This is a genomic window from Amycolatopsis sp. NPDC001319 (assembly GCF_042896185.1).
Lineage (GTDB): Bacteria > Actinomycetota > Actinomycetes > Mycobacteriales > Pseudonocardiaceae > Amycolatopsis.
This window is the reverse complement of record NZ_JBIAWY010000004.1, coordinates 1-21,776: the sequence shown is the minus strand read 5'-3', so window position 1 is coordinate 21,776 and position 21,776 is coordinate 1. Positions and strand designations below refer to the sequence as shown.

Annotated in this window: 26 protein-coding genes; 12 read left to right on the top strand and 14 right to left on the bottom strand. The window is 71.3% G+C overall.

What is annotated here, in order from left to right:
- Positions 1-4 precede the first annotated feature (4 nt).
- Positions 5-283, bottom strand: coding sequence for a MoaD/ThiS family protein (locus ACFY1H_RS15185; protein WP_386946932.1), 279 nt, complete (start codon positions 281-283; stop codon positions 5-7).
- A 66-nt stretch (positions 284-349) separates the two neighbouring features.
- The gene (locus tag ACFY1H_RS15180) at positions 350-757 is read right to left on the bottom strand and encodes a M67 family metallopeptidase (protein WP_366587650.1); all 408 of its coding nucleotides are present in this window, start codon (positions 755-757) and stop codon (positions 350-352) included.
- 83 nt (positions 758-840) lie between these two features.
- Here ACFY1H_RS15180 and ACFY1H_RS15175 point away from each other — a divergent pair, with 83 nt between their 5' ends.
- Positions 841-1,221: a hypothetical protein gene (locus ACFY1H_RS15175; protein WP_386946930.1), complete on the top strand. Its 381-nt coding sequence runs from the start codon at positions 841-843 to the stop codon at positions 1,219-1,221.
- On the opposite strand, the gene ACFY1H_RS15170 is transcribed toward ACFY1H_RS15175, so the two are convergent.
- From ACFY1H_RS15170 to clpS, 3 genes are read right to left on the bottom strand one after another with little or no spacing between them, the layout of a single operon-like run.
- Entirely contained in the window at positions 1,218-2,210 is a 993-nt protein-coding gene (locus tag ACFY1H_RS15170; protein WP_366587644.1) for a P1 family peptidase, read from the bottom strand. The genes ACFY1H_RS15175 and ACFY1H_RS15170 overlap by 4 nt on opposite strands.
- Positions 2,207-2,764, bottom strand: a complete 558-nt coding sequence (locus ACFY1H_RS15165; RefSeq protein ID WP_285972895.1) for a DUF2017 domain-containing protein — start codon at positions 2,762-2,764, stop codon at positions 2,207-2,209. Before ACFY1H_RS15165 ends, ACFY1H_RS15170 begins: the two co-directional genes overlap by 4 nt.
- Entirely contained in the window at positions 2,761-3,060 is a 300-nt protein-coding gene (gene clpS, locus ACFY1H_RS15160; RefSeq protein WP_220243765.1) for an ATP-dependent Clp protease adapter ClpS, read from the bottom strand. Before clpS ends, ACFY1H_RS15165 begins: the two co-directional genes overlap by 4 nt.
- 74 nt (positions 3,061-3,134) lie before the next feature.
- Here clpS and ACFY1H_RS15155 point away from each other — a divergent pair, with 74 nt between their 5' ends.
- Both ACFY1H_RS15155 and ACFY1H_RS15150 read left to right on the top strand, forming a co-directional pair.
- The gene (locus tag ACFY1H_RS15155; protein WP_366587642.1) at positions 3,135-4,439 is read left to right on the top strand and encodes a nicotinate phosphoribosyltransferase; all 1,305 of its coding nucleotides are present in this window, start codon (positions 3,135-3,137) and stop codon (positions 4,437-4,439) included.
- A gap of 13 nt (positions 4,440-4,452) precedes the next feature.
- Positions 4,453-5,037 (top strand): isochorismatase family protein, encoded by a 585-nt coding sequence (locus ACFY1H_RS15150; protein ID WP_386946927.1) that lies wholly within the window; start codon positions 4,453-4,455, stop codon positions 5,035-5,037.
- Between the two features lie 52 nt (positions 5,038-5,089).
- Here ACFY1H_RS15150 and ACFY1H_RS15145 read toward each other — a convergent pair whose 3' ends face one another.
- Positions 5,090-5,749 (bottom strand): hypothetical protein, encoded by a 660-nt coding sequence (locus ACFY1H_RS15145; RefSeq protein ID WP_386946925.1) that lies wholly within the window; start codon positions 5,747-5,749, stop codon positions 5,090-5,092.
- A gap of 178 nt (positions 5,750-5,927) precedes the next feature.
- On the opposite strand from ACFY1H_RS15145, the gene ACFY1H_RS15140 reads away from it, so the two are divergent.
- The 3 genes from ACFY1H_RS15140 (at position 5,928) to ACFY1H_RS15130 (ending at position 9,041) form a co-directional block, all read left to right on the top strand.
- Positions 5,928-6,518, top strand: a complete 591-nt coding sequence (locus ACFY1H_RS15140) for a biotin transporter BioY (protein ID WP_386946923.1) — start codon at positions 5,928-5,930, stop codon at positions 6,516-6,518.
- Between the two features lie 80 nt (positions 6,519-6,598).
- Complete coding sequence (locus tag ACFY1H_RS15135) at positions 6,599-8,650, top strand: ATP-dependent DNA helicase (protein WP_386946921.1); 2,052 nt, start codon at positions 6,599-6,601, stop codon at positions 8,648-8,650.
- Between the two features lie 58 nt (positions 8,651-8,708).
- Positions 8,709-9,041 (top strand): hypothetical protein, encoded by a 333-nt coding sequence (locus ACFY1H_RS15130; protein WP_285972889.1) that lies wholly within the window; start codon positions 8,709-8,711, stop codon positions 9,039-9,041.
- Between the two features lie 57 nt (positions 9,042-9,098).
- Here ACFY1H_RS15130 and ACFY1H_RS15125 read toward each other — a convergent pair whose 3' ends face one another.
- The 3 genes from ACFY1H_RS15125 to serB form a co-directional block, all read right to left on the bottom strand.
- Positions 9,099-9,503, bottom strand: a complete 405-nt coding sequence (locus ACFY1H_RS15125; RefSeq protein WP_366587631.1) for an OsmC family protein — start codon at positions 9,501-9,503, stop codon at positions 9,099-9,101.
- 78 nt (positions 9,504-9,581) lie between these two features.
- Positions 9,582-10,346, bottom strand: coding sequence for a peptidyl-tRNA hydrolase (locus ACFY1H_RS15120; RefSeq protein WP_366587628.1), 765 nt, complete (start codon positions 10,344-10,346; stop codon positions 9,582-9,584).
- Complete coding sequence (gene serB, locus ACFY1H_RS15115) at positions 10,343-11,572, bottom strand: phosphoserine phosphatase SerB (protein WP_366587626.1); 1,230 nt, start codon at positions 11,570-11,572, stop codon at positions 10,343-10,345. Before serB ends, ACFY1H_RS15120 begins: the two co-directional genes overlap by 4 nt.
- A 274-nt stretch (positions 11,573-11,846) precedes the next feature.
- On the opposite strand from serB, the gene ACFY1H_RS15110 reads away from it, so the two are divergent.
- Positions 11,847-12,230 (top strand): hypothetical protein, encoded by a 384-nt coding sequence (locus tag ACFY1H_RS15110; RefSeq protein ID WP_366587624.1) that lies wholly within the window; start codon positions 11,847-11,849, stop codon positions 12,228-12,230.
- Positions 12,231-12,310: 80 nt separating this feature from the next.
- Here ACFY1H_RS15110 and ctaD read toward each other — a convergent pair whose 3' ends face one another.
- Complete coding sequence (gene ctaD, locus ACFY1H_RS15105; RefSeq protein ID WP_360594725.1) at positions 12,311-14,083, bottom strand: cytochrome c oxidase subunit I; 1,773 nt, start codon at positions 14,081-14,083, stop codon at positions 12,311-12,313.
- Between the two features lie 136 nt (positions 14,084-14,219).
- Here ctaD and ACFY1H_RS15100 point away from each other — a divergent pair, with 136 nt between their 5' ends.
- Positions 14,220-15,047 carry a phosphotransferase gene (locus tag ACFY1H_RS15100; protein ID WP_386946918.1) on the top strand — a complete coding sequence of 276 codons (828 nt, stop codon included), beginning with the start codon at positions 14,220-14,222 and terminating at the stop codon, positions 15,045-15,047.
- Here ACFY1H_RS15100 and ACFY1H_RS15095 read toward each other — a convergent pair.
- Entirely contained in the window at positions 15,044-15,772 is a 729-nt protein-coding gene (locus ACFY1H_RS15095) for an alpha/beta fold hydrolase (protein ID WP_386946916.1), read from the bottom strand. The two genes, ACFY1H_RS15100 and ACFY1H_RS15095, sit on opposite strands and share 4 nt — an antisense overlap.
- Between ACFY1H_RS15095 and ACFY1H_RS15090 the strand changes: the two genes are divergently transcribed.
- The gene (locus tag ACFY1H_RS15090) at positions 15,771-16,310 is read left to right on the top strand and encodes a GNAT family N-acetyltransferase (protein WP_366587618.1); all 540 of its coding nucleotides are present in this window, start codon (positions 15,771-15,773) and stop codon (positions 16,308-16,310) included. The genes ACFY1H_RS15095 and ACFY1H_RS15090 overlap by 2 nt on opposite strands.
- 402 nt (positions 16,311-16,712) lie before the next feature.
- On the opposite strand, the gene ACFY1H_RS15085 is transcribed toward ACFY1H_RS15090, so the two are convergent.
- Both ACFY1H_RS15085 and ACFY1H_RS15080 read right to left on the bottom strand, forming a co-directional pair.
- Entirely contained in the window at positions 16,713-17,018 is a 306-nt protein-coding gene (locus tag ACFY1H_RS15085; protein WP_366587616.1) for a hypothetical protein, read from the bottom strand.
- Positions 17,019-17,463: 445 nt separating this feature from the next.
- Positions 17,464-18,585, bottom strand: coding sequence for a nucleotide pyrophosphatase/phosphodiesterase family protein (locus tag ACFY1H_RS15080; RefSeq protein ID WP_366587614.1), 1,122 nt, complete (start codon positions 18,583-18,585; stop codon positions 17,464-17,466).
- 44 nt (positions 18,586-18,629) lie between these two features.
- Here ACFY1H_RS15080 and ACFY1H_RS15075 point away from each other — a divergent pair, with 44 nt between their 5' ends.
- The gene (locus ACFY1H_RS15075) at positions 18,630-18,833 is read left to right on the top strand and encodes a zinc ribbon domain-containing protein (RefSeq protein WP_285972878.1); all 204 of its coding nucleotides are present in this window, start codon (positions 18,630-18,632) and stop codon (positions 18,831-18,833) included.
- Between the two features lie 3 nt (positions 18,834-18,836).
- Here ACFY1H_RS15075 and ACFY1H_RS15070 read toward each other — a convergent pair whose 3' ends face one another.
- On the bottom strand, positions 18,837-19,949 hold the full coding sequence (locus ACFY1H_RS15070; protein WP_386946912.1) for a trans-sulfuration enzyme family protein: 1,113 nt from the start codon (positions 19,947-19,949) through the stop codon (positions 18,837-18,839).
- 60 nt (positions 19,950-20,009) lie between these two features.
- On the opposite strand from ACFY1H_RS15070, the gene ACFY1H_RS15065 reads away from it, so the two are divergent.
- Together ACFY1H_RS15065 and ACFY1H_RS15060 are read left to right on the top strand one after the other, a co-directional pair.
- On the top strand, positions 20,010-20,495 hold the full coding sequence (locus ACFY1H_RS15065) for an Lrp/AsnC family transcriptional regulator (RefSeq protein WP_386946910.1): 486 nt from the start codon (positions 20,010-20,012) through the stop codon (positions 20,493-20,495).
- Between the two features lie 1,009 nt (positions 20,496-21,504).
- Positions 21,505-21,776: hypothetical protein (locus tag ACFY1H_RS15060; protein WP_386946909.1), on the top strand; the 272-nt coding region annotated here is incomplete at its 3' end.

Sequence of the window (21,776 nt, the reverse complement as noted above, 5' to 3'; positions counted from 1 at the left end):
CGGTTTAGCGCGCGCCGCCGGCGACGGCGGGCAGGATGGTGAGCGTGTCGCCGTCCTTCACCTCGGCCGTGAGGCCACCGGCGAAGCGCACGTCCTCGTCGTTGACGTAGACGTTGATGAAGCGGTGCAGCTTCTCCTCCTTGACCAGGCGCGCCTTCAGCCCGGAGTGGCGCGACTCGACGTCGTCGATCACCTCGAGGACGGTCTTGCCCGCCGCCTCGACGGACTTCTCGCCGCCGGTGTGCGTGCGCAGGATGGTCGGGATGGAGACGGTCACGGCCATGGTTTTCTACCTCCGAAGTGGGTTCTGAGAAGCTGACGCGCGGGACGCAGCCCTTATTCCGGCAGCTCAGTCGACGATCTCGACCGGCTCCTCGGTGATCTCGGCGTCCACGATCCGGTACGAGCGGAACTCGTGCGAATCGGGGTCCTTCGTGGAGACGAGCACGTAGTGCGCGTCGGGTTCGGCGGCGATGTTCGCGTCGGTGCGCGACGGGTAGGCCTCCGTCGCGGTGTGCGAGTGGTAGATCACCACGGGCACCTCGTCGTTCGCGTCCATCTCGCGGTAGAGCTTGAGCAGGTCACCCGAGTCGAACTCGTAGAACGTCGGTGACCGCGCCGCGTTCAGCATCGGGATGAACCGTTCGGGGCTGTCGGAGCCCACGGGACCCGCGATCACCCCACACGCCTCGTCGGGGTGGTCACGGCGGGCGTGGGCGACGATCTCGTCGACGAATTCACGGCGGATCCGGAGCACACCCGACATCTTAGGTGGTGGGCCCACCCTGTCCAGACTGTGAGACCTTCCGCTCAGGCACCTGGTCGGGGACAATTTCGGGCGTGCCTGTGCCGACGAAGGTCCGCGACCGCTGCCTGCCGTTCCTGCCCGACGGCGACCGGATCCAGTACGTGTTCGCCGGCAACTCGCTCTACCTCAACGGGATGGCGGCGCTCTACGGCTTCCTGGTGGTGGTCACCGACCGGCGCCTGGTCGTGCTCGCCTGCGGCCGGTTCCGGCGGCTGCGGCCGAAGGCGGTGTGGGAGGTCCTGCCGCGCTCGACCGAGCTGGGACCGGTGGAGGAGCACCCGTCCCTGGGGCCGACGATCTCGTTCGCGGACCTCGTGCTGGAGATCGACGAGGCCGACATCGTCGCGATCCGCGCCGCCGACCTCGAACGCGACGGCGCGTGGGCCCCGCAGGACCCGCTGCCGGACCTCTAACCCTCGAACGCCTCGGGCCACACGTCCCGGTACGCCGCCACCCCGCCGGCCGCGGTGGCTGTGAGCAGCCCGTGGACCATCGCGCGGGCGAACACCCGCGCGGCGGCCGAGCACAACGCGTCGAGCGCGGCGGCCCGCTGGCCGTCGGCGAACGTGCCGATGCCGGCGGGCAGCTCGTGCGCGCCCGTGGCCAGCGCGAAGACGGTGTCGCCGTCGAACATCGTGTGGGCCGGGCGCACGGCGCGGGCCAGGCCGTCCTGCGCGGCGACCGCGAGCCGGCGCGCCTCGGCCTTCGACAGCGCCGCGTCGCACGCGACCACGCCGATCGTGGTGTTCAAGTCCGTCCGCGCCGGCGGCACCTCACCCGGCCGCGAAGGCCAGCGGACACCGAACTCGCCCGCCACCTCGTGGTCCGCGGCGAACGCCCGCCCGGTCGCGAAGTCCACGGCCTCGCCCCCGGCGTTCACGGCCGCCAGCGCCCCGACGGTCACGCCGTCGACGACCTCGCTCGCCGAGCCGATGCCGCCCTTGAGCGACCCGACCACGGCCCCGGTGCCGGCGCCGACCGTGCCCGACGCGAACGTCTTCGACGCTGCTTCGCAAGCTGCGTAACCGAAAGCCGCGTCCGGCCGGTTGCCCCACTCGCTGCGGGGAAGATCGAACAGGACCGCGCCGGGCACGATCGGCACGACCTGGTGCGGCTCGGGCCCGACGGGGAAACCCAGGTTGCGCTCCGAAAGCCAGCGCATCACGCCGTCGGCCGCGGCCAGCCCGTACGCGCTGCCGCCGGAGAGGCACACGGCGTTCACGCGCTGCACCAGGTTCTCCGGCTCCAGCAGGTTCGTCTCGCGCGTGCCGGGCGCGCCGCCGCGCTGGTCGACCGCGCCCGTCGCGCCGTCCGGCACGAGGACCACGGTGGTGCCGGTGGCCCAGCCGTCGCCGAGGCGGTGGTGGTGCCCGACGAGGACACCCGGAACGTCGGTGATCACGCGGTCAGCGCCTGGATCAGCGTCTCCTGCACCCAGGTCAGCCAGTGGTACACGCCCAGGTGCGGGGCGCGCGGGTCGTCGTCCGGCAGCTCGTCGGGCATGTCCTCGGTGACGTCCAGCGCCGTGCCCAGCGCGAGGCGCACGTCGTTGAGCGCGCCCAGCCACGCGTCGGCCTGCTCGACGTCCAGGTGCACGTCGCCGCCGTCGCGCGGCAGCGTGTCGAGCACGACCTTGGCCACGCCGACCTTCGTCTCCAGCAGCTCGGGCTCGTGCAGCGAGCGCATGGCCGCCGCGGAGTCGAGGTCCTCGCGGGAGGGGTTGTCGGGGTCGAGCTTGTGAAAATCGGGCAGCAGCCGCGAGAGCACCGGGTCGTCCGGCGACTCCGACGGGCCGGTGCGGATGCCGGTGAGCTCGGCCAGCTCGTCCTGCGGAGCCTCCTCGGCCCGCGCGCGCAGCATGTCCTCGAGCTGGCTGACCAGGCCGCGCAGCACGGCAGCTTCCTGCTGCTCGAACCCCGCGAGGATCACGTCGCCCTTGCGCCGCCACGCCTTCACGAGGGCTGTTCCATCGTCGCCCACAGGCCGGCGGCGTGCAGCTTCGCCACGTCCGTCTCCACCTTCTCCTTGGACCCCGACGACACGATCGCCTTGCCCTTGTGGTGCACGTCGAGCATCAGTTTCGTGGCGTGGTCCCGGCTGTAGCCGAACAGCTTCTGGAACACATACGTCACGTACGACATCAGGTTGACCGGATCGTTCCACACGACGGTCCGCCAGGGCTTGTCCTCCTCGGCGACCTCTGCCCCGAGTGGATCAACCTGCGTCTGTTCGGATGCGACAGGCGTGGACATGCACCCCATGGTGTCACGGGGGTCACGGGGTACGCCGCGCCAGGTCCGGCCATGTGGGTGAATAGGCTGGCCCCATGGGTGCACCCGAGCCGGTCACCAGCGCCAGCACGGCGCTGCTCACCGACCACTACGAGCTGACCATGCTGGGCAGCGCGCTGGCCGACGGGACCGCCGAGCGGCCCTGCGTGTTCGAGGTCTTCGCGCGCCGGCTGCCCGACGGGCGGCGCTACGGCGTCGTCGCCGGAACCGCGCGCGTCCTCGACGCGATCGCCGACTTCCGGTTCACCGACGCCGAGCTGACCGTGCTGGAGCAGACGGCCGTGGTCGACGACGCCACGCTGTCGTGGCTGGCCGGCTACGAGTTCTCCGGCGACATCGAGGGCTACCCCGAGGGCGAGCTGTACTTCCCCGGCTCGCCGATCCTCACCGTGAGCGGCACGTTCGCCGAGGCCGTGGTGCTGGAGACGCTGGTGCTGTCGATCCTCAACCACGACAGCGCCATCGCGTCGGCCGCCGCCCGCATGGCCGGCGCGGCCCACGGGCGGCCGATCATCGAGATGGGCGGGCGGCGCACCCACGAGTACGCCGCCGTCGCCGCCGCGCGCGCCGCGTACATCGCCGGCTTCGCGACCACGTCGAACCTCGAGGCCGGACGCCGCTACGGCATTCCCACGCGCGGCACGGTCGCGCACGCCTTCATGCTGCTCCACGACAGCGAGGAGCAGGCGTTCCGCGCCCAGGTGGACAAGATGGGCCCGGACACGACGCTGCTCGTGGACACCTACGACATCACCGCCGGCATCGAGACCGCCGTGCGCGTGGCCGGCTCCGAGCTCGGCGCGATCCGCATCGACTCGGGCGACGTCGGCCCGCTCGCCCGCAAGGCGCGGGACCAGCTCGACTCCCTCGGCGCGAAGGACACGCGCATCGTCGTCTCGGGCGACCTCGACGAGCACGCCATCGCGGCGCTGCGCGCGGAGCCCGTGGACGCGTACGGCGTGGGCACGTCCGTGGTCACCGGCTCGGGCGCGCCGACCGCCGGCATGGTCTACAAGCTGGTGGAGGTCGACGGCCGGCCCGTCGCGAAACGCAGTGCCCACAAGGAATCCCGCGGCGGGCGCAAGCACTCGCTACGGCGGCACCGCTCCACCGGCACGGCCGTGGAGGAGCTCGTGTGGACGGAGGCGTCGGGCCGGCCGAAGCCCGAGGAGCACGATCTCGACCTGCAGATCCCCCTGGTGCGCGGCGGCCGCGCGGTGGATGATCTGCCCACGCTGGACGACGCGCGCGCCCGGTTGCGGCGCGCCCAGGTCAGCCTGCCGTGGGAAGGGCTCAAGCTCTCGCACGGCGAGCCCGCGATACCGACGACGTTTCTGTAGAGGGAGCCGAGACATGGGAACCGCGCTGATCGTGGTGGACGTGCAGAACGACTTCTGCGAAGGCGGCTCGCTGGGCCTGCCCGGCGGCGCCGCCGCGGCGGAGGCCATCTCGCGCCACGCCGCCGAAGGGGGCTACGACCACGTGGTCGCCACGCGCGACCACCACGTCGACCCGGGTGACCACTTCAGCGACACGCCGAACTTCTCCACGAGCTGGCCGCGCCACTGCGTCGCGGGCACCGCGGGCGCGTCGTTCCACCCGTCGCTCGACGTCGTGCCGATCACGGCCGTGTTCTCGAAGGGCGAGTACACCGCGGCGTACTCCGGCTTCGAGGGCAAGTCGGGCGACGGCCGGTCGCTGGAGGAGTGGCTGCGCGCCCACGACGTGACCGACGTCGAGGTCGTCGGCATCGCCACGGACTTCTGCGTGCGCGCCACGGCGCTCGACGCCGCGCAGGCCGGCTTCGGCGTGAAGGTGCTGCTGGACCTCACCGTCGGCGGCTCGCAGCCGACGGTGGACGCGACGCTGGCCGACTTCGACAAGGCCGGGGTCACCTACACCGGCACCGCCGTGGTGCCGCCGCCCGCCGCGTCCTGACCGTCCTCAATAGACCATCCCAACGCGGCGTCGGGTGCGTTCAGGCCGGCGGCTACGGCGCGCCGCCTTTGCCGAACGGGTTGCAGGCGGCGGTGCCGAGGTAGATGTCGCCGCCGGCCGGGCCGCCCTGAGGGAACAGCTGGATGTGCACGGCGTGCGTGACGAGGCTGCCGTCGGCGGGCTGCGGAGTCACGGTTTCGTTGATCGTGATCGCCGCCAGCGCCGTGCCCGCTTCGCCGCCGGGGATCAGCACGCGGTAGTTCGCGGGGATCGACGACGGCACGGTGAACCCGCCGACCTCGCCGATCGAGACCGTGCCGCTGCTGCCGTTCTTCGTGGTCGAGCAGCCCGCGGAGTACGTGCGCACGGTGATCGCCGGGCCGCCGAAGCGCTTGAGCACGTCGGCCTCGAACCGCTGGCCGCCCGCCGCCACGGTGGCCGTGGTGCCGTTGCGGCCGCACGTGGTGGCGCCGAGGCCGAACACCGCGACGTCGCCGGTGTCGCCGCCCGTGGTGCGCGCGGCGGTGGGACCATCGGCGTCGCAGCGGGCGAGGTCGCCGGTGACCACGTGCTGGTTGTCCACCAGCACGTCGACGCTGCCCGAGGAGCCCCAGCCCGTGGAGGTGGGGCCGTCGGCGAGCGCCGGGGCCGGTAGTCCCGCCGCGGCCGCGCCCAGCAGTGCCGTCGCCGTGACCAAGACCCGTCCGCGCATCACCCGTGCTCCCTTCGACCTGTGGTTGCATCCTCGGCAGCGAGGCACCCCCGCGAAACGTCACAACCCCTACACCACCCGGACGAGTGGTGTGGTGAGGAACGCAACTTGTCGGGGAAACCGGGGGTAACGAGCGTTAACCTCCTCGGACGTCCGTTTTCGATCGTGGGAGGTCTCCGTGTCGTCGCTGTCCCTCACCGGCCGCCGCCAGGTGCTGGCCGACCTCGTGCCCGGCGCCCTGGTGCGCGACCTGACGCTGGTCGCCGGCGGCGCCCTGCTCACCGGCGCGGCCGCGCAGCTGGTCATCCCCGTCCCGGGCAGCCCGGTGCCGATGACCGGCCAGACGTTCGCCGCGCTGCTCGTGGGCGCCTCGCTCGGCATGCGCCGCGGCGCCGCTTCGATGCTGCTGTACCTGCTCGTCGGCGCGGCCGGCGTGCCGTGGTTCCAGGGTGCGACGTCGGGGCTGTCCGGCGCTTCGGCCGGGTACGTCGTCGGGTTCGTGTTCGCCGGTGCGCTCGTGGGCGCGCTCGCCCGTCGCGGCGGTGACCGAACTCCGCTGCGCACGGTGGGGACCATGGTGCTCGGCAACGTCGTGATCTACGCGTTCGGCGTGCCGTGGCTGATGGCCGCCGCCGGCTTCGACTTCTCGACGGCGTTCGCCAAGGGCGTGGTGCCGTTCCTGATCGGTGACGCGCTGAAGATCGTGGTGGCGGCGGGGGTCCTGCCGCTCGCGTGGGCCGCGGTGGCTCGCGTGCGCAAGGAAGACTGAGCACCCGGCGTTCCGGCACGAGCGGCCCGTTCGTGCCGGAACGCCGATCCTGTCGGCCCCGGCGGCTATCGTGTATCGCTGTGCCCGCTCGAACTGATTTCCCCGGCGTCCTCGAACTCCTCACCCACGCTGTGGAGTCCGTGGGCGGAGCCGAGCGGCCGGGCCAGGTGAAGATGGCCGACGCCGTCGGCCACGCCATCCGCACCGGTGAACACCTCGCCGTGCAGGCGGGTACGGGAACCGGGAAGTCGCTGGCATACCTGGTGCCCGCGATCCGCCACGCGGTGGAGAAGGAAGCCACCGTCGTCGTCTCCACGGCCACGATCGCGCTGCAGCGCCAGCTCGTGGACCGCGACCTGCCGCGCCTGGCGAAGGCGCTGAAGAAGCCGCTGGGCCGCGAACCGACCTTCGCGATCCTCAAGGGCCGCCGCAACTACCTGTGCCTGCACCGGCTCGACACGGGCGCGCCCGACGAGCCGGAGGACGCGCAGCTGTTCGACCCGTTCGCCGTTTCCCGGCTGGGCAAGGAGGTCACGCGGCTGCACGAGTGGTCTTCGGACACCGAGACCGGCGACCGCGACGAGCTCGTGCCCGGTGTTTCGGACCAGGCGTGGCGCCAGGTTTCCGTCACCGCCAGGGAATGCCTCGGCGCGGCGCGCTGCCCGATCGGCACCGACTGCTTCGCCGAACGCGCGCGGGCCGAGGCCGGGCGCGCGGACGTGGTCGTGACCAACCACGCGCTGCTGGCGATCGACGCGTTGCAGGGCTACCAGGTGCTGCCCGACCACGACCTCGTGATCATCGACGAGGCCCACGACCTGGTCGACCGCGTCACGTCCGTCGCCACGGGCGAGCTGACCAGCGCCATGGTCTCCGCCGCCGCGCGCCGCTGCGGGCGGCTGATCGACGCCGACATCGCCGACCGCCTGCTGGAAGCCGGCGACGGCCTCGCGCTGATCCTCGACGACCTCCCGGCCGGACGGCTGGATTCGCTGCCGCAGGCGCTGAAGGGCGCGATTCCCGCGGTGCGCGACGCCGCGAAGGCCTGCCTGACGGCGCTGGGTTCCGACCGCAAGGAAGACGTCGACGGGGCCACCGCACGCAAGCTGGCGCGCTCGCTGCTCGAAGAGGTGCACGACACCGCCGCACGCCTGCTCGACGCCTACGACGAGGATCTGGCCCACCAGCGCGACGTCGTGTGGCTCACGGGCGACCGCTACTCGGCCAACCCGCGACCGCCGGCGCTGAAGGTGGCGCCGCTGGGCGTCGCGGGCCTGCTGCGCGAGCGCGTGTTCAACCTCAACACCACCGTGCTCACCTCGGCGACGCTGACGCTGGGCGGCGAGTTCGACACCATGGCGCGCCAGTGGGGCCTGCCGCCGGGCGGCGCGCGCGTCACCAAGGCGCCCGGTGCGGCCACGGACAAGGAAGCGCCGGCCGACGAGGACAAGGGACCGAAGTGGACGGGCCTCGACGTCGGCTCGCCCTTCGACCACCGGCGCAACGGGATCCTCTACCTGGCCAAGCACCTGCCGCCGCCGGGCCGCGACGGGCTGGCGGAGTCCACAATGGACGAACTCGCCGGATTGGTCGAGGCCGCGGGCGGCCGTACGCTGGGGCTGTTCTCGTCGATGCGCGCGGCCAAGCAGGCCGCGGAGGCGATGCGCGAGCGGCTCGACTACCCGATCCTGTGCCAGGGCGACGACTCGATGCCCACGCTGGTACGCCAGTTCACCGACGAGCCGCGCACGTGCTTGTTCGGCACGCTCACGCTGTGGCAGGGCGTCGACGTGCCGGGGCCGTCGCTGCAGCTCGTGGTGGTGGACCGGATCCCGTTCCCGCGCCCCGACGACCCGGTGCTGTCGGCCCGCCAGCGGGCCGTGGAAGCCCGTGGTGGCAACGGGTTCCTCACCGTCGCGGCCACCCACGCGGCACTGCTGCTCGCCCAGGGCACGGGCCGGCTGCACCGGTCGATCTCCGACCGCGGCGTGGTCGCCGTGCTGGACTCCCGCCTGGCCACCGCACGGTACGGCGGATTCCTGCGCTCGTCGCTGCCGCCCTTCTGGCCCACCACGGATCCGCAGGTCGCACGCGACGCGCTCAAGCGGCTCGACGCGGCGGCGCCCGCGTGACGGCGCGCACAACCCGGGCGGGTACGGTGAAGAGAACGAACACGACAGGGAGCACCGGTTGACCCAGGATTCGTCCAGCGCACGATCCCGGACCGTCAGTGTCGACGACACCGGGGTGCGGCGCCGCCTCGCCGATGGCAGCGAAGAGGCCGTCCAGTGGGCGGAGCTCTCGTCCGTGATGGTCAGAGTGATCCCGGACGGCCCGTGGAACGAGGACGTGTTCTTCATGCTCGTCGGCCACGACGGCAAGGGCACGGCCGTCCCGAGTGGAGACCCGGCCGCCGACGCCCTCATCGAGCGCCTGCAGTCGCTGCCGGGATTCGACAACGAGAAGTTCATCGAGGCCATGACCACCGACGCCGACCAGGCGTACGTGGTCTGGCAGAGCTGACTTTCCGCGCACAGAGCAGAGCCGAGGCCCCCGCGTGGGGCCTCGGCTCTTGCTGCGTCAGGCGGTCGGGAAGGACTCCGTGACGGGGATGGCCTTCTTGAGCGTCCGGCTCACGGTGCACAGGCGGTCGATCGCGCGATCCACGGCCGCGGCGAGGTCCTCGCGCTGCTGAGCGTCGAGCGAAGACACGTCGACGTCGAAGGTCACGTGCACACCGTCCAGCTCCGAAGCGCCTTCGCGGCGGTCGGCAGTGACGCCGACGCGGAACTTCGAGTCCTCGCCGACGCGGCGGGTGATCAGGTTCTCCGCGGTCACGGCGGAGCAGCCCGCTGTCGCGATCTGCAGCAGCTCGGACGGCGAGAACGCACCTTCCGCGCCTGTGCGCCCGATTCGCACCTCCGCGCCGCGCTCGTTGCGTCCCACGAACTGGTGCTCGCCTTCGCGCTGCACTTCCAGGGTCATCGCCCGCTCCTCCCGATGTCGTCTACTGAGCAAAACCGCAAGCGGCACACCGGTGTTCCGCGCCGAGACGCACCACACTCACGCCGGATATTGGGCCAGTACCGTGATCGTGCCGGGATCGACCTCGGTGAAGCCCGCGTCCCGGACGGCGATCACGCGGTCCTCGCGCCAGCCGGCCTCGGGGTCGTCCACCGGGCAGAGTTCCTTCCACCGCGCGGGCGACGGCGTGCGCACGGCCACGCGGTAGTCCTGCGCCGCCCACGCCGCCAGCTCGGCGTCCGACAGCAGCGAGGCCAGGATCATCGTGCCGTGCCCGACCTGCGCGGAGGCCTTGCCGACGGTCATCGGCACCTCGGGGTTGAGCAGCAGCAGCGGCACGCCCTCGGGCGCCGGGCCCGGGGTGTCGGGCGGCAGCTCGCTGCCGGAGATCTGCAGGCGCGAGACCTCTTTCGGTGTCTCGCTGACCAGCCCGGGCACGAGCGCCCTGGCTTCGGCGCCGTCGACCTCGACGGTGATGCCCGGCAGGTCCAGCACGGCCTGCCAGTGCGTGCCCCGGGCCCGCCGCGCGACCTTGCGGATGCGGTTGTCCAGCCACGCGTGCATCGGCTCGGCCCATTCGCCGCCGGGCTCGGAGCGTTCGTCGAGGCACACGGCCACCGCCGCGGCGGCCGCCGCTTCGAGCAGGGGCGTGCGGCCGGGCGGCTCGGCGCGTTCGATGCGCAGGATGACCGGCATCGCGCGCACCTGCGCCGGGTCTTCGTCCGAGGTGTCGGACGTGTCCTGGGCGGGCAGCCCCAGCCAGTAGGCGTAGCGGCTGCCCAGCGGCTCCAGCACGTGGCTCACGGCCTGACCAGCTCCAGTCCGTCGGCGGCGTCGGCCGCCTCGACCTCGGCGCGCGTGACGCCCAGGACGAACAGCACGGCGTCGAGGTAGGGGTGCGAAAGCGCGGTGTCCGCGACCTCGCGCAGGGCGGGCTTCGCGTTGAACGCCACGCCCATGCCTGCGGCCGAGAGCATGTCGATGTCGTTGGCCCCGTCGCCGACGGCAACGCACTGGCCCAGCGGGATGCCGTAGTCGTCGGCGAAGCGGCGAAGTGCCGTCGCCTTGCCGGCGCGGTCCACGACCTCGCCGACGACCCGGCCGGTGAGCTTGCCGTCGACGATCTCCAGCTCGTTGGCCGCCGCGAAGTCGAGACCGAGCTCGTCCACGAGGTGGTCGATGACCTGCGTGAACCCGCCCGAGACGACGCCGCAGCGGAAGCCCATGCGCTTGAGCGTGCGCACGGTCGTGCGCGCACCCGGCGTGAGTTCGATCGAGGCCGCGACCTCGTCGAGCACCGTCGCGGGTAGCCCGGCCAGCAGCGAGACGCGCCGTTCGAGCGATTCGGTGAAGTTCAGCTCGCCGCGCATCGCGGCCTCGGTGATCTCGCGGACCTGCGGCTCGACGCCGGCGTGCGCGCCGAGCATCTCGATGACCTCGCCCTGCACCAGCGTGGAGTCGACGTCGAACACCACCAGCCGCTTCGCGCGCCGGCTGATGCCCGCGCGCTCCACCGCGACGTCCACATTGGCGGTCGACGCGGCGTCGGCCAGCACCGACCGCAGCTCGGCGTCGGCGGCCTCGGTGTCCTCGCGGACCGAGACGTAGAGCTCAAGCCCGGTCACCGGGTAGTCGGCGACGCTGCGGATCGAGTCGATGTTCGCGCCGAGCGCGGCCAGCCGCGCCGCCACCTCGGAGAACGACCGCGCCGTCACCGGACGGCCCAGCATCACCAGCACGTGCGACGAGTCCTGCTTGCCGAGGGCGAACGGGTCGGCGCCGATGGCGTCGCCGATCTTCACCTCCACCTGCATGCCGACGGTCGCCATCGCCTGCTCCACGGACTCCTGCAGGCCCTCCGGGTCGCGGTAGACGCCGGCGAGGACCCCCAGCACGAGCTGTCCGCGGATCACGACCTGCTCGACGTCGAGCACGTCGACGTCGTGGCGGGTGAGCACGGCGAACAGCACGGAGGACACACCGGGCTTGTCGGGACCGGTCGTGGTGATCAGGACGGGCGTCTGGGTCACTGGGCTCTATCCCTCGTTCGGCGCTGTGCGAGCACGATCAGTCTGGCCCGGAAGTCCGGGCGCAAAAAGGGCGCGTGCCCGGCTTCACACAACCAGGCCCGAACGAGGGACGTGGGTTCCGCCGGTGTGGAGGACCTGTCCGCTTCACCGAGGCCGAAGACCGAAATTGCATTGGACCCCGAGCGTAGAGTCCGATTCGTGTACCGATCCCCGGGTTGCCGGGATTGAGTGGAAACCAGTCCTGAGCAGGTGCTGTGGCGCATGGCTGGGCGTCATGCCGGAGGGAACGCTCGGCATCGGCACGGCGGACGAAGCCAGGGCCACGCTGGAGAGGTCTGGCTACGTGGCGATGTGGCCGTTCCTGGAGACGAGTCTCGAGGCATGTCTCGACGAATTTTCGCGCTCCTGGCACCTTCTGGGCGGGCATGGAGTCTCCAGTCCGCAGCGGTTGGTCGAGCTGACTGTGGCCTCCGCGTGCAAGCGCCGTCGGCCGTATTGGATGGCGCTGGCCGTGGCTTGGTTGGTCCGGATGGCGTCGCTGCCGCACTTCGACGCCCGCCTTGTCTCCGACCTGCTGAAACTGGCGGCGGAGACGGAGGTGCTCCCCGCTGCGCTGCGCGATCAGGCCCGCGCGGCGTTGGCTGGGGCCGGCGAGTAGCTCGACCCCATGACCAGCAAAAAGGGCGCGTGCCCGGCTTCAGACGAGCCGGGCACGCGCCCCTGGTGGTCGAACGGGCTTTACTGCTCGCCCGAGTTGTCGTTGCTGTGGTCGCCCGGCATGGTCGCGTCGACCAGTTTCTGCGAGGGCGCGGCCTGGTGGCGCGGCTTGCCGAAGAAGCCGATCTCACCTTCGGCGTGCATGCGCTCCACCATGTGCGGGTAGTGCAGCTCGAACGCGGGGCGCTCGGACCGGATCCGCGGCAGCTCGGTGAAGTTGTGCCGCGGCGGCGGGCACGACGTGGCCCATTCGAGGGAGTTGCCGTAGCCCCACGGGTCGTCGACCGTGACGATTTCGCCGTAGCGGTAGCTCTTGAACACGTTCCAGATGAACGGCAGCGTGGACGCGCCCAGGATGTACGCGCCGATCGTGGAGATCGTGTTCAGTGTGGTGAACCCGTCGCTGGCCAGGTAGTCGGCGTAGCGGCGCGGCATGCCTTCGGCGCCGAGCCAGTGCTGGACCAGGAACGTGCCGTGGAAGCCGATGAACGTGGTCCAGAAGTGCCACTTGCCGAGCTTCTCGTCCATCATCCGGCCCGTGATCTTCGGGAACCAGAAGTAGATGCCGGCGAAGGTCGCGAACACGATCGTGCCGTAGAGGACGTAGTGGAAGTGCGCCACCACGAAGTAGCTGTCCGACACGTGGAAGTCGATGGCCGGCGCGGCCAGCAGGATGCCGGTCAGACCGCCGAAGAGGAACGTGACGATGAAACCCATCGAGAAGATCATCGGCGTCTCGAAGGACAGCTGACCTTTCCACATCGTGCCGATCCAGTTGAAGAACTTCACGCCGGTCGGAACCGCGATCAGGAACGTCATGAAGGAGAAGAACGGCAGCAGCACGGCACCGGTGGCGTACATGTGGTGCGCCCACACCGCCACGGACAGGGCCGCGATCGCCAGCGTCGCGAAGACCAGGCCCTTGTAACCGAACACCGGCTTGCGGCTGAAGACCGGGAAGATCTCCGACACGATCCCGAAGAACGGTAGGGCGACGATGTACACCTCTGGGTGACCGAAGAACCAGAACAGGTGTTGCCAGAGGATCACCCCGCCGTTGGCCGGGTCGAAGACGTGTGCCCCGAGGTGCCGGTCCGCCAGCAGGCCGAACAGGGCCGCGGTCAGGATCGGGAACGCGAGCAGGATCAGGATGCTCGTGACCAGGATGTTCCAGGTGAAGATCGGCATCCGGTACATCGTCATGCCCGGCGCGCGGAGGCAGACCACGGTGGTGACCATGTTGACCGCACCGAGGATCGTGCCCAGACCGGAGACGATCAGGCCCGAGATCCAGAGGTCGGCGCCGACGCCCGGCGAGTGGATCGCGTCCGACAGCGGGGTGTAGGCGAACCAGCCGAAGTCGGCGGCGCCACCCGGCGTCAGGAATCCGGAAAGGACGATCAGCCCACCGAAGAGGTAGAGCCAGTACGAGAACGCGTTGAGCCGCGGGAACGCGACGTCGGGCGAACCGATCTGCAGCGGCAGCACGAAGTTGGCGAACCCGAAGAGGATCGGGGTCGCGTACAGCAGCAGCATCACCGTGCCGTGCATGGTGAACAGCTGGTTGTACTGCTCCTGCGACAGGAACTGCTGGCCCGGGCGGGCCAGCTCCGTGCGGATCAGCATGGCCATCGCTCCGCCCGCCATGAAGAAGGCGAACGAGGTGACCAGGTACATGATGCCGATCTGCTTGTGGTCCGTCGTGCGGAACAACCGCAGCAGGTACGAACCCTTAACCGTCTCGCGCGCGGGGTATGGGCGCGTTGCGATCGGCTTGGGGGCTACGGCCGTCACTCCTGCCTCCAACACTGAAACCTTGTGGTGGTCATCGTCCGGGTCGCCGGGGGTCGGGACGGGCCCGATCCGACGGCTAGAGGGATCGTAGCCCTCGCTACCCACCGTCGCTCGCACCGGCTGGTTAGATCACCGCATGGCCGACCCGTACACGGCTTCCGCGCTCGACGCGGCCCTCTCGGTGGCCCGCCGCCTCGGCCTCGCGACGGGGCCGGCCGAGGTCCTCCACGAACGCTCGAACGTGCTGGTGAGACTGGGTTCCGTCGTCGCGCGGGTGCCCGGGACGACCCGCCTGCTGCGGCCCGACGCGACGGCCTGGCTCGAGCGCGACGTCGCCGTTTCCCGGCACCTCACGCAGAGTGGTGTGCTCGTCGTCTCACCCACCACGGATCCCCCGGCCGGGCCCCATTTCGCGAACGGGCTGCCGGTGACGCTCTGGCACTGGACGCCGCACGATCCGGACCATCGGCACACGCCGGGCGAAGTCGCGAGTTCACTCGCGACCGTCCACGCGGCACTGCTTGCCTATCCGGGTGAACTTCCCGTGCGCGGGCCCGTCGACGAGCTGCTGGGCGCGCTCGACCGGCACGGGGCCACGATGGACGGTGCCGCTCCTTCGTTGCGCGCGGAGGTCTTGCGGCTCGCGGCCGCGCTGCCGGAGGACCGGATCCAGGCCCTGCACGGCGATGCGCACCCGGGCAACGTCATCGCGACCGCGGAAGGCCCGTGCTGGCTGGATTTCGAGGACACCTGGCGCGGACCGCTCGCCTGGGACCTCGCGATCCTGGCGAAACAGGGCGGACCCGATTTTCTGGCGGCGTATCCGGACGTGGTGGATTCGGCTTCGGTCGAGGCGTGCCTGCGGTTGCGTGAGCTGTTCGTGGTGGTGTGGCGGTATTTGCTCGCGCTGCGCTGGCCCGCGCGGCTGGGCGAGGCGCGGGCGGCGCTGGCGGACTACTTCTAGGCCAGCCACCCGAGGATCGCTTCGACGACGCCCGCCGGGTCTTCGAGCGGCGTGAGGTGCCCGGCGCCGGGCAGGACGACGAGCGTGGCCTCGTCGAGGGCGTCGACCATCTTGCCGGCCTCCTCGACGGGGGTGAGCTTGTCCTCCGCGCCGACGATGACCAGTGCGGGCACGTCGGACTTCCGCAGCACGTCGAGCGAATCCGGCCGGTTGCGCATGGCGCGCGCCGCCCAGGCGACCCCGGCGGGCGGCTGGGCGTCGATGAGCTCGCGCACGCGTTCGGCGGGTTCCTGGTTGTGCAGGAGGTTCGGGAGGTTCGCGTCGGCCAGCCAGCCCTGGACGCCCTCGGCCTCGGCGCGTTCGGCCACCTTGAGGCGGTTCTGGGCCGCTTCGGGCGTGTCGGCGGTGGCCTTGGTGTCGATGAGCACGAGCCCGGCAACGCGTTCGGGGGCTGCTTTCAGGACGGCGAGGGCGAGGTAGCCGCCCATGGAACAGCCGCCCAGCACCACTTCGTCGATCTCCAGCCGGTCGAGCAGCGCGACGACGTCCCGCGCGGCGTCGTCGAGGCTCGGCTCGCGGTCCGTCTCCGGCAGCGGGCTGCGGCCCAGGCCGCGCTGGTCCGGCGTGATCAGCCGCAGGCGCTCGGCCAGGGGCGCGCGGACGGGGTCCCACATGCGGGCGTCGAGGGGGAAGGCATGCAGCAGGAGGAGCGGCAGTTCGGTCATGGGGGCGATTCTGTCGGACCCCGCCGCTAGCGTGCGGGGTGTGCTGAGGGAGATCGTGACTTCGCGGCTGGTGCTGCACCCGTTCACCGAGGAGGACCGCGCCGCCGTCGTCGCCATCCAGACCGACCCGGCGACGAACCGCTTCAACCCCGACCCACCCGGCACCCCGGCCGGCGACCTGCTGTTCGACTCGTGGCTCGCCCACTGGGCCGAGCACGGTTTCGGCTACTGCGCCGTCCGGTCGCACGGCAGCCCCGAGGTGCTCGGCCTGACGGGCGTGCGCCTGCGTCTGTTCCGCGGCGAACGGGTGCTGAACCTGGCCTACCGCTTCGCCCCCTCGGCGTGGGGCCGGGGGTACGCCGCGGAGGCCGCGGGCGCCGCCGTGGAGTGGGCCGAGCGGGAACTGCCGTCGCTGCCGGTGCTGATCAGCGTGAACGCGACGAACGCACCGTCACTCCGGGTGGTGGACCGGCTGGGATTCACACGGTTCGAGGAGGAGGTGTACGAGGGGGCGGTTTCGCGACATTTCCGCCGCTGAGCTTGGGGCGGCGCGCCGATTCGCGCTCTGCGGGCGGGGTGCGGGCACCGGCGCTCGGCCGATTCAGCGCTGGCTTGGCCCACGGCTCGCATCAGGCTCGCCCGCTCCGGCCTTTGTCGATGCCGATACGAATTCGTGGGTGCGGCTTGGCACATGCCGGGGAACAGCTCACCCGCCAGCTGGCCGCAGCCCTCGCGAGCTGTCAGCGGCGATTCGTCGACACCTGTCGAAGCAAGTCACGCAGGCTGATTTCCTCTGCCACCGCCTCTCGCGCGCCAACGCACCCGCCCGCGCCACCAGGAGCAGTTCGGCCGCACACGTCGCAGCAGGTCAGGCAGGCGGGTTTCCCTTGGCGGCGTGAGAGCACAGCGCACCCACCTTCGGCCGCGTCCCGTCCTCGGGCTACCAGCGGCGGTTCGGGCGGCGGCGGGTGCGGGCGTCCCAGCAGGGGCGGTGCCAGTGGCGGCGGTCGGCGACAGAACCGGTTTCGTCGGCGGGCCAGACGACCACGTGGGGCGTGCCGGGGCGGATCTCGTGATCGCAGCCGGGGCAGCGGTAGGTCTTGGTCGCGTGGGAGCCGGGGACGGTGCGCACCAGCCAGTCACCGTCGGGGCCGGACTCGGAGTGTGCCCAGCCGCTGGCTGCGCCGAGGTCGGGCTGCTCGGCACGACCGTGCCGGTCTCGGCCGGGGCGATTGTGTCGGGGCACGGGAAACACGTTAACCGGAGGGATCGGTGGGCCGCAGAGAGTGGTCCGCCTTGCCGCTGTGGCACGGGTCGCAACCAAGCGGCGACTCGATGCGATCCGCACCCGCCGGGTCTGGTCGCTGCGGGTCAGATCCGTTCGATCTCACCGGCTTGGCATGTGCCGGTCGAACGGCGCTCGCCGAACTCGGCCACCGACCGAGGCTGGATTCGATCCGCGCGACAAGCGAATTGCCGGCCGGGCCGGCAAGAGAAGCTGGGTCCGATCCACATCGCCGGATTCCCCGATCGAGGTCCGGCGGCGAGCTTCGGCGCTCGGGTCAGGTTGCAGGACCGGGTCGGTTCAGGATTGCGCCGCCGGCGGAAACCCGGACCGTGCCGGCTCAGCCGCGCACGGACCACGGCCACCAGCCGATCGCCCGGCCCGCGCGCGAAGGCTGCGAACCGGGTCAGCCCTGTGCGAGGGCCAGCGGCACCAGTTGCTCGGCTTCCGTCAGCGAGCCGTGCTGGCCGATGAGCGACGTCTCGACCGCTTCGGCCAGGCCGCGGACCATGCCGAACGTGCCCTGGGCCGCGGCGACGACGTCGCCGATGCGGGGGCGCACGCGGTCGCTCACGGTGCCGAACCAGCCGGCGGCGATGGCCTCGTCGCGGGGCAGCACCCAGGCGCGCGGGCCGAGGACGGACTGCCAGGCGGCCAGGACGTCGGCGGCCGCGCCCGGCTCGGTGTAGACGTGGCGGGCGCGGACCTCGCCGCCGAAGGCGCGGACGCCCGCGAGCAGCGACGGGGTGTCCTCGAGGTCGAGTTTGTCGTCCACGGTCACCATGCCGTGGTCGGCGACGACCGCCAGCAGCGCGCCCGCGGGGAGGCCGTCCACAATGGACTCCACGAGTCGGTCGACCTGCCGCAGCTGCATGCGCCAGGCGGTGGAGCCGGGGCCGTAGAGGTGGCCGAGCAGGTCGAGTTCGCTGTGGTAGGCGTAGCAGAACGACCGCGACGCGAGCACCTCCAGCGTCCGCGCGGCGAGGTCGCCGAGGGCGTGGACGCCGGCGTAGCGCGCGCCGCTCTGGGTGGCGCGGGTGAGGGCGGTGTCGGAGAACTGGGCCGACGACACGACGGCGGCGTCGAGGCCGGCGGCGACGGCGCGTTCGAAGGTCGTCGGCAAGGGCTGCACCGAGCGGGGAGGGAGGGCGCCGCGCAGGTCGCTGCCGTCATCGTGGGAGCGCCAGCGCAGGGCGTTGAGCACGCCCGCGCCCGGCACCTCGAACGTGTACCCGACCATCCCGTGCTCCCCCGACGCCAGGCCGGTGCCGATCGCGGCGACGCCGGCCGCCGTGGTCGACGGGAAGCCGACGCGCAGCGGGCTCTTCGCGAGCTCCGTGAGCACCGGCGCGTCGGCCGCGTGCTCGGCGAGGAGCTGCCAGCCGAGACCGTCGATGAGCAGCACGCACGCGCTGCGCGCCTCCGGCAGCGCCAGCGAACCCGTCTCGCCCGGCACGCCGAGCGCGCCCAGCACCGCGGGGACGACCTGTCCGAGGTGCGGGAGGTCCGTGATCTGGGGAACGTCCACGAAGACAGCTTCCCACCCGCTCGCGCGGCAGCGATAATCGACGCATGCCCACTTACGCCTACCGTTGCCGCGACTGCACCGACACGTTCGAGCTGCAACGGCCGATGAGCGAGTCCGGCGCGCCGGCGCCGTGTCCCGAGGGGCACACCGACACCGTGAAGCTGCTGACCACCGTCGCGCTCACCGGCGCTGCCGCGAGCCCCGCGCCGTCGGGTGGCTGCTGCGGCGGCGGGTGCTGCGGCGGCTGACGGTCAGCAGGCCTTCAGCGCCTGGTCGAGGTCGTGCCACAGGTCCTCGACGTCCTCGAGCCCGGCCGAAAGCCGGATCAGCCCGTGGGTGATGCCGTTCTCCTCGCGGTCGGTCTCGGCGACGACCCGGTGCGTGAGCGAAGCCGGGTGCTGGATGAGCGTGTCGACGCTGCCGAGGCTCACCGCCGGCGTGATCAGCCGGACGGCGGCGATCAGCGCGTGCGGATCGCCCGCCACCTCGAACGCGACGAGCGGGCCACCCAGCTTCGGGTAGTGCACGGCGGTCACCGCTTCGTGCTGCGCGAGCCGCTCGGCCAGCACGGCCGCGGTCGCCGACGCGGCGGTGACGCGCAACGGGAGCGTCGAAAGCCCGCGCAGCAACAGGTATCCCGCCAGCGGGTGCAGCACGGCGCCCGTCGCGAAGCGGATTCCGCGCAGCCGCGCGGCTTCCTCCGCGTCGCACGCGACGACGCCGCCCATCACGTCGCCGTGGCCGCCGAGGAACTTCGTCGCGCTGTGCAGGACGAGGCGTGCGCCGTGGCGGCCAGGGCGTTGCAAGACCGGCGTGGCGAAGGTGTTGTCGACGAGCACGGGCACGTCGCCGCACGCGTCGACGAGGGCTTTGATGTCGAGCTCGGTGAGTGTCGGGTTGGCGGGCGTTTCGACGAAGACGAGGCCGGTATCGGGCCTCAGCGCCGCCGCCACCTCGCCGGGTACCGCCCACGTGACCTCGGTGCCGAGCAGCCCGGACGTCAGCAGGTGGTCGGTCGACCCGTACAGCGGCCGGACGCCGACGACGTGCCGCTTTCCTTGCGCCGCGGCGGAAAGCAGGCACGCGGACACCGCCGCCATCCCGCTCGCGAACGCCACCGCGTGCTCGAACCCCTCCAGCTCGGCCAGCGCGCGCTCGAACCGCTCGACGGTCGGGTTGCCGACGCGGCCGTAGATGCCGGAAACCTCACCGCCGGCCGAGAACTCGTCGATCCGCCGGGCTTCGGCCGCGCTGTCGCGGGACGGGTACGTCGTCGAGAAGTCGAGGGGTACGGCGTGCAGGCCCAGGTCGGTCAGGTCGTCGCGGCCGGCGTGGACGGCTCGGGTGCGCAGCGCGTTCGTCATGGCACGAAGGTTCGGTCATTGTGCGGATTCGGCGCAATGCTTTCGGATATCATTCGCTTTATGGCTGGATCCGTCGAACTGAGCGCGGTGGACCTCGAGATTCTGCGGGTGCTGCAGAACGATGCCCGGACGTCGAACAAGGACCTCGCCGCCGCAGTCGGCATCGCGCCGTCCACGTGCCTGGACCACGTAGCGCGCTTGCGCTCGACGGGCGTGATCACGGGCCAGCACGCGCAGGTCGACGCCGCGAAACTCGGGCGGCCGCTGGAGGCGTTCCTGTTCGTGCAGGTCCGCCCCCACCGGCGCCAGCTGGTGGACCCCTTCGTCGCCGACCTGCTCGCCCTGCCCGAGGTGCGCGCCGTCTACCACCTCACCGGCCCGGACGACTTCCTGGCCCACGTGGCCACCAGCTCCGCCGCCGAACTCCAGCGGCTGGTGCTGGACGAACTCACGGCCCGCGACGAGGTCGCGCGCGTGCACACGAACCTGGTGTTCCAGCATTGGAGCGGGGGGCCGTTGTTGCCGCCTGCTCCGTCCGCGTCTTGACGGGGTTGGCACGAACCGCTGGCCCGGCGACTCCAGAGAACAGCGCGAATACCGACCGCGACGATTCCTTTCGATCGGAAATCGGTCAAAAACCCGGCCGCCGATTCCGGTAACGGAGCACGCGGCCGACCCGACGTCCGGACCACAAAGGATTTGCCGGTCGAGGGACGGAGGTAGCGCCATGACGAGCACGACCGGACCGGCCGCACACAATTCCCGGGATTACTGGGGCCCACCGACGGAACCGATGCGACTGCCGCGCCAACGGGGTCAGATCAGCACGGTGATGCTGCTGCTCGCCGCGCTGTGCGGGGCGGCCGTGATCGGGGCGATCTGGCTGGGGATCGCACTGGCGGCGTGAGGGTGTTTCGGTTTGTGAATTGCCGGAATGCGCGAGTGGGCGGTGGCGGAGAACGGTGATCCGCCGCCGTCCATCAGGCTGACAGGGAAGCGAAGTGGCTGGGCTGCTTTGCGTCCATGGTGGACAGTTTCCGACGCCCGGCGGCAAGGTTCGCTCGCTGAAGCCAGAAGTGCTTCGGCCTCGGGTGTCACGCTGCAGATGGCAGGCTTCCGGGGGGCCAAGGCGCCTCGTTCTGGGCTGCGGCTGCGTTCGTTGCTCCCCGGCTCCGGGCACCGGGGCTTCGGCACCACAGCGCGACGCTCTCGCTCTGACCTGGGGCTTCACCATGCAGACGCCAGGCTGCCGGTACGACCGTCCCGGGCGGCCGGGCACCAGGGTCCGAACCACGGGGCTCCTGGCTCCTGACCAGCCGCGCGCGTGGTTTGCGCCTCGCGGCGGCGGGATTGCCTCGGTTGTCCACAGGAATGCCGAGTTGTGGACAACTGAGGCGATCCGGCGCTCGGCCACCGATTTCGTCGGGGTGGGCCGATAGAATGGACATGGGCACGCCCCCTTTAGGGCTGTCCCGCAAAAGGCTGGCTGGCCCGCGCCAGGTGCTGAGCGGGATACTCGCGGGACTCCGACGCGGGGCTGTGACAGTCTGCGGACATGCCAGAGGTGCGTGTTCATGCCGGTCGTCACTACGCCATCCAGTTCCACTACGCCTTGCCGGACGATGCCTGGTGTCTGGAGCTGAGCGAGGCCGTCCCAGCGCCAGAGGCGTGGTCTGAGATCCCCAACGCCGCGACGCACCTGCCTGGCGCTGCCTTCCTTGTGGCAGTGGTACCTGACGAGGATCCGGACCTGGAGCCGACCGTCCACATCCACAGCCACGATGAGCACGCCATCCCCTACGAGATCATGCGCTGGTTCATGGACCG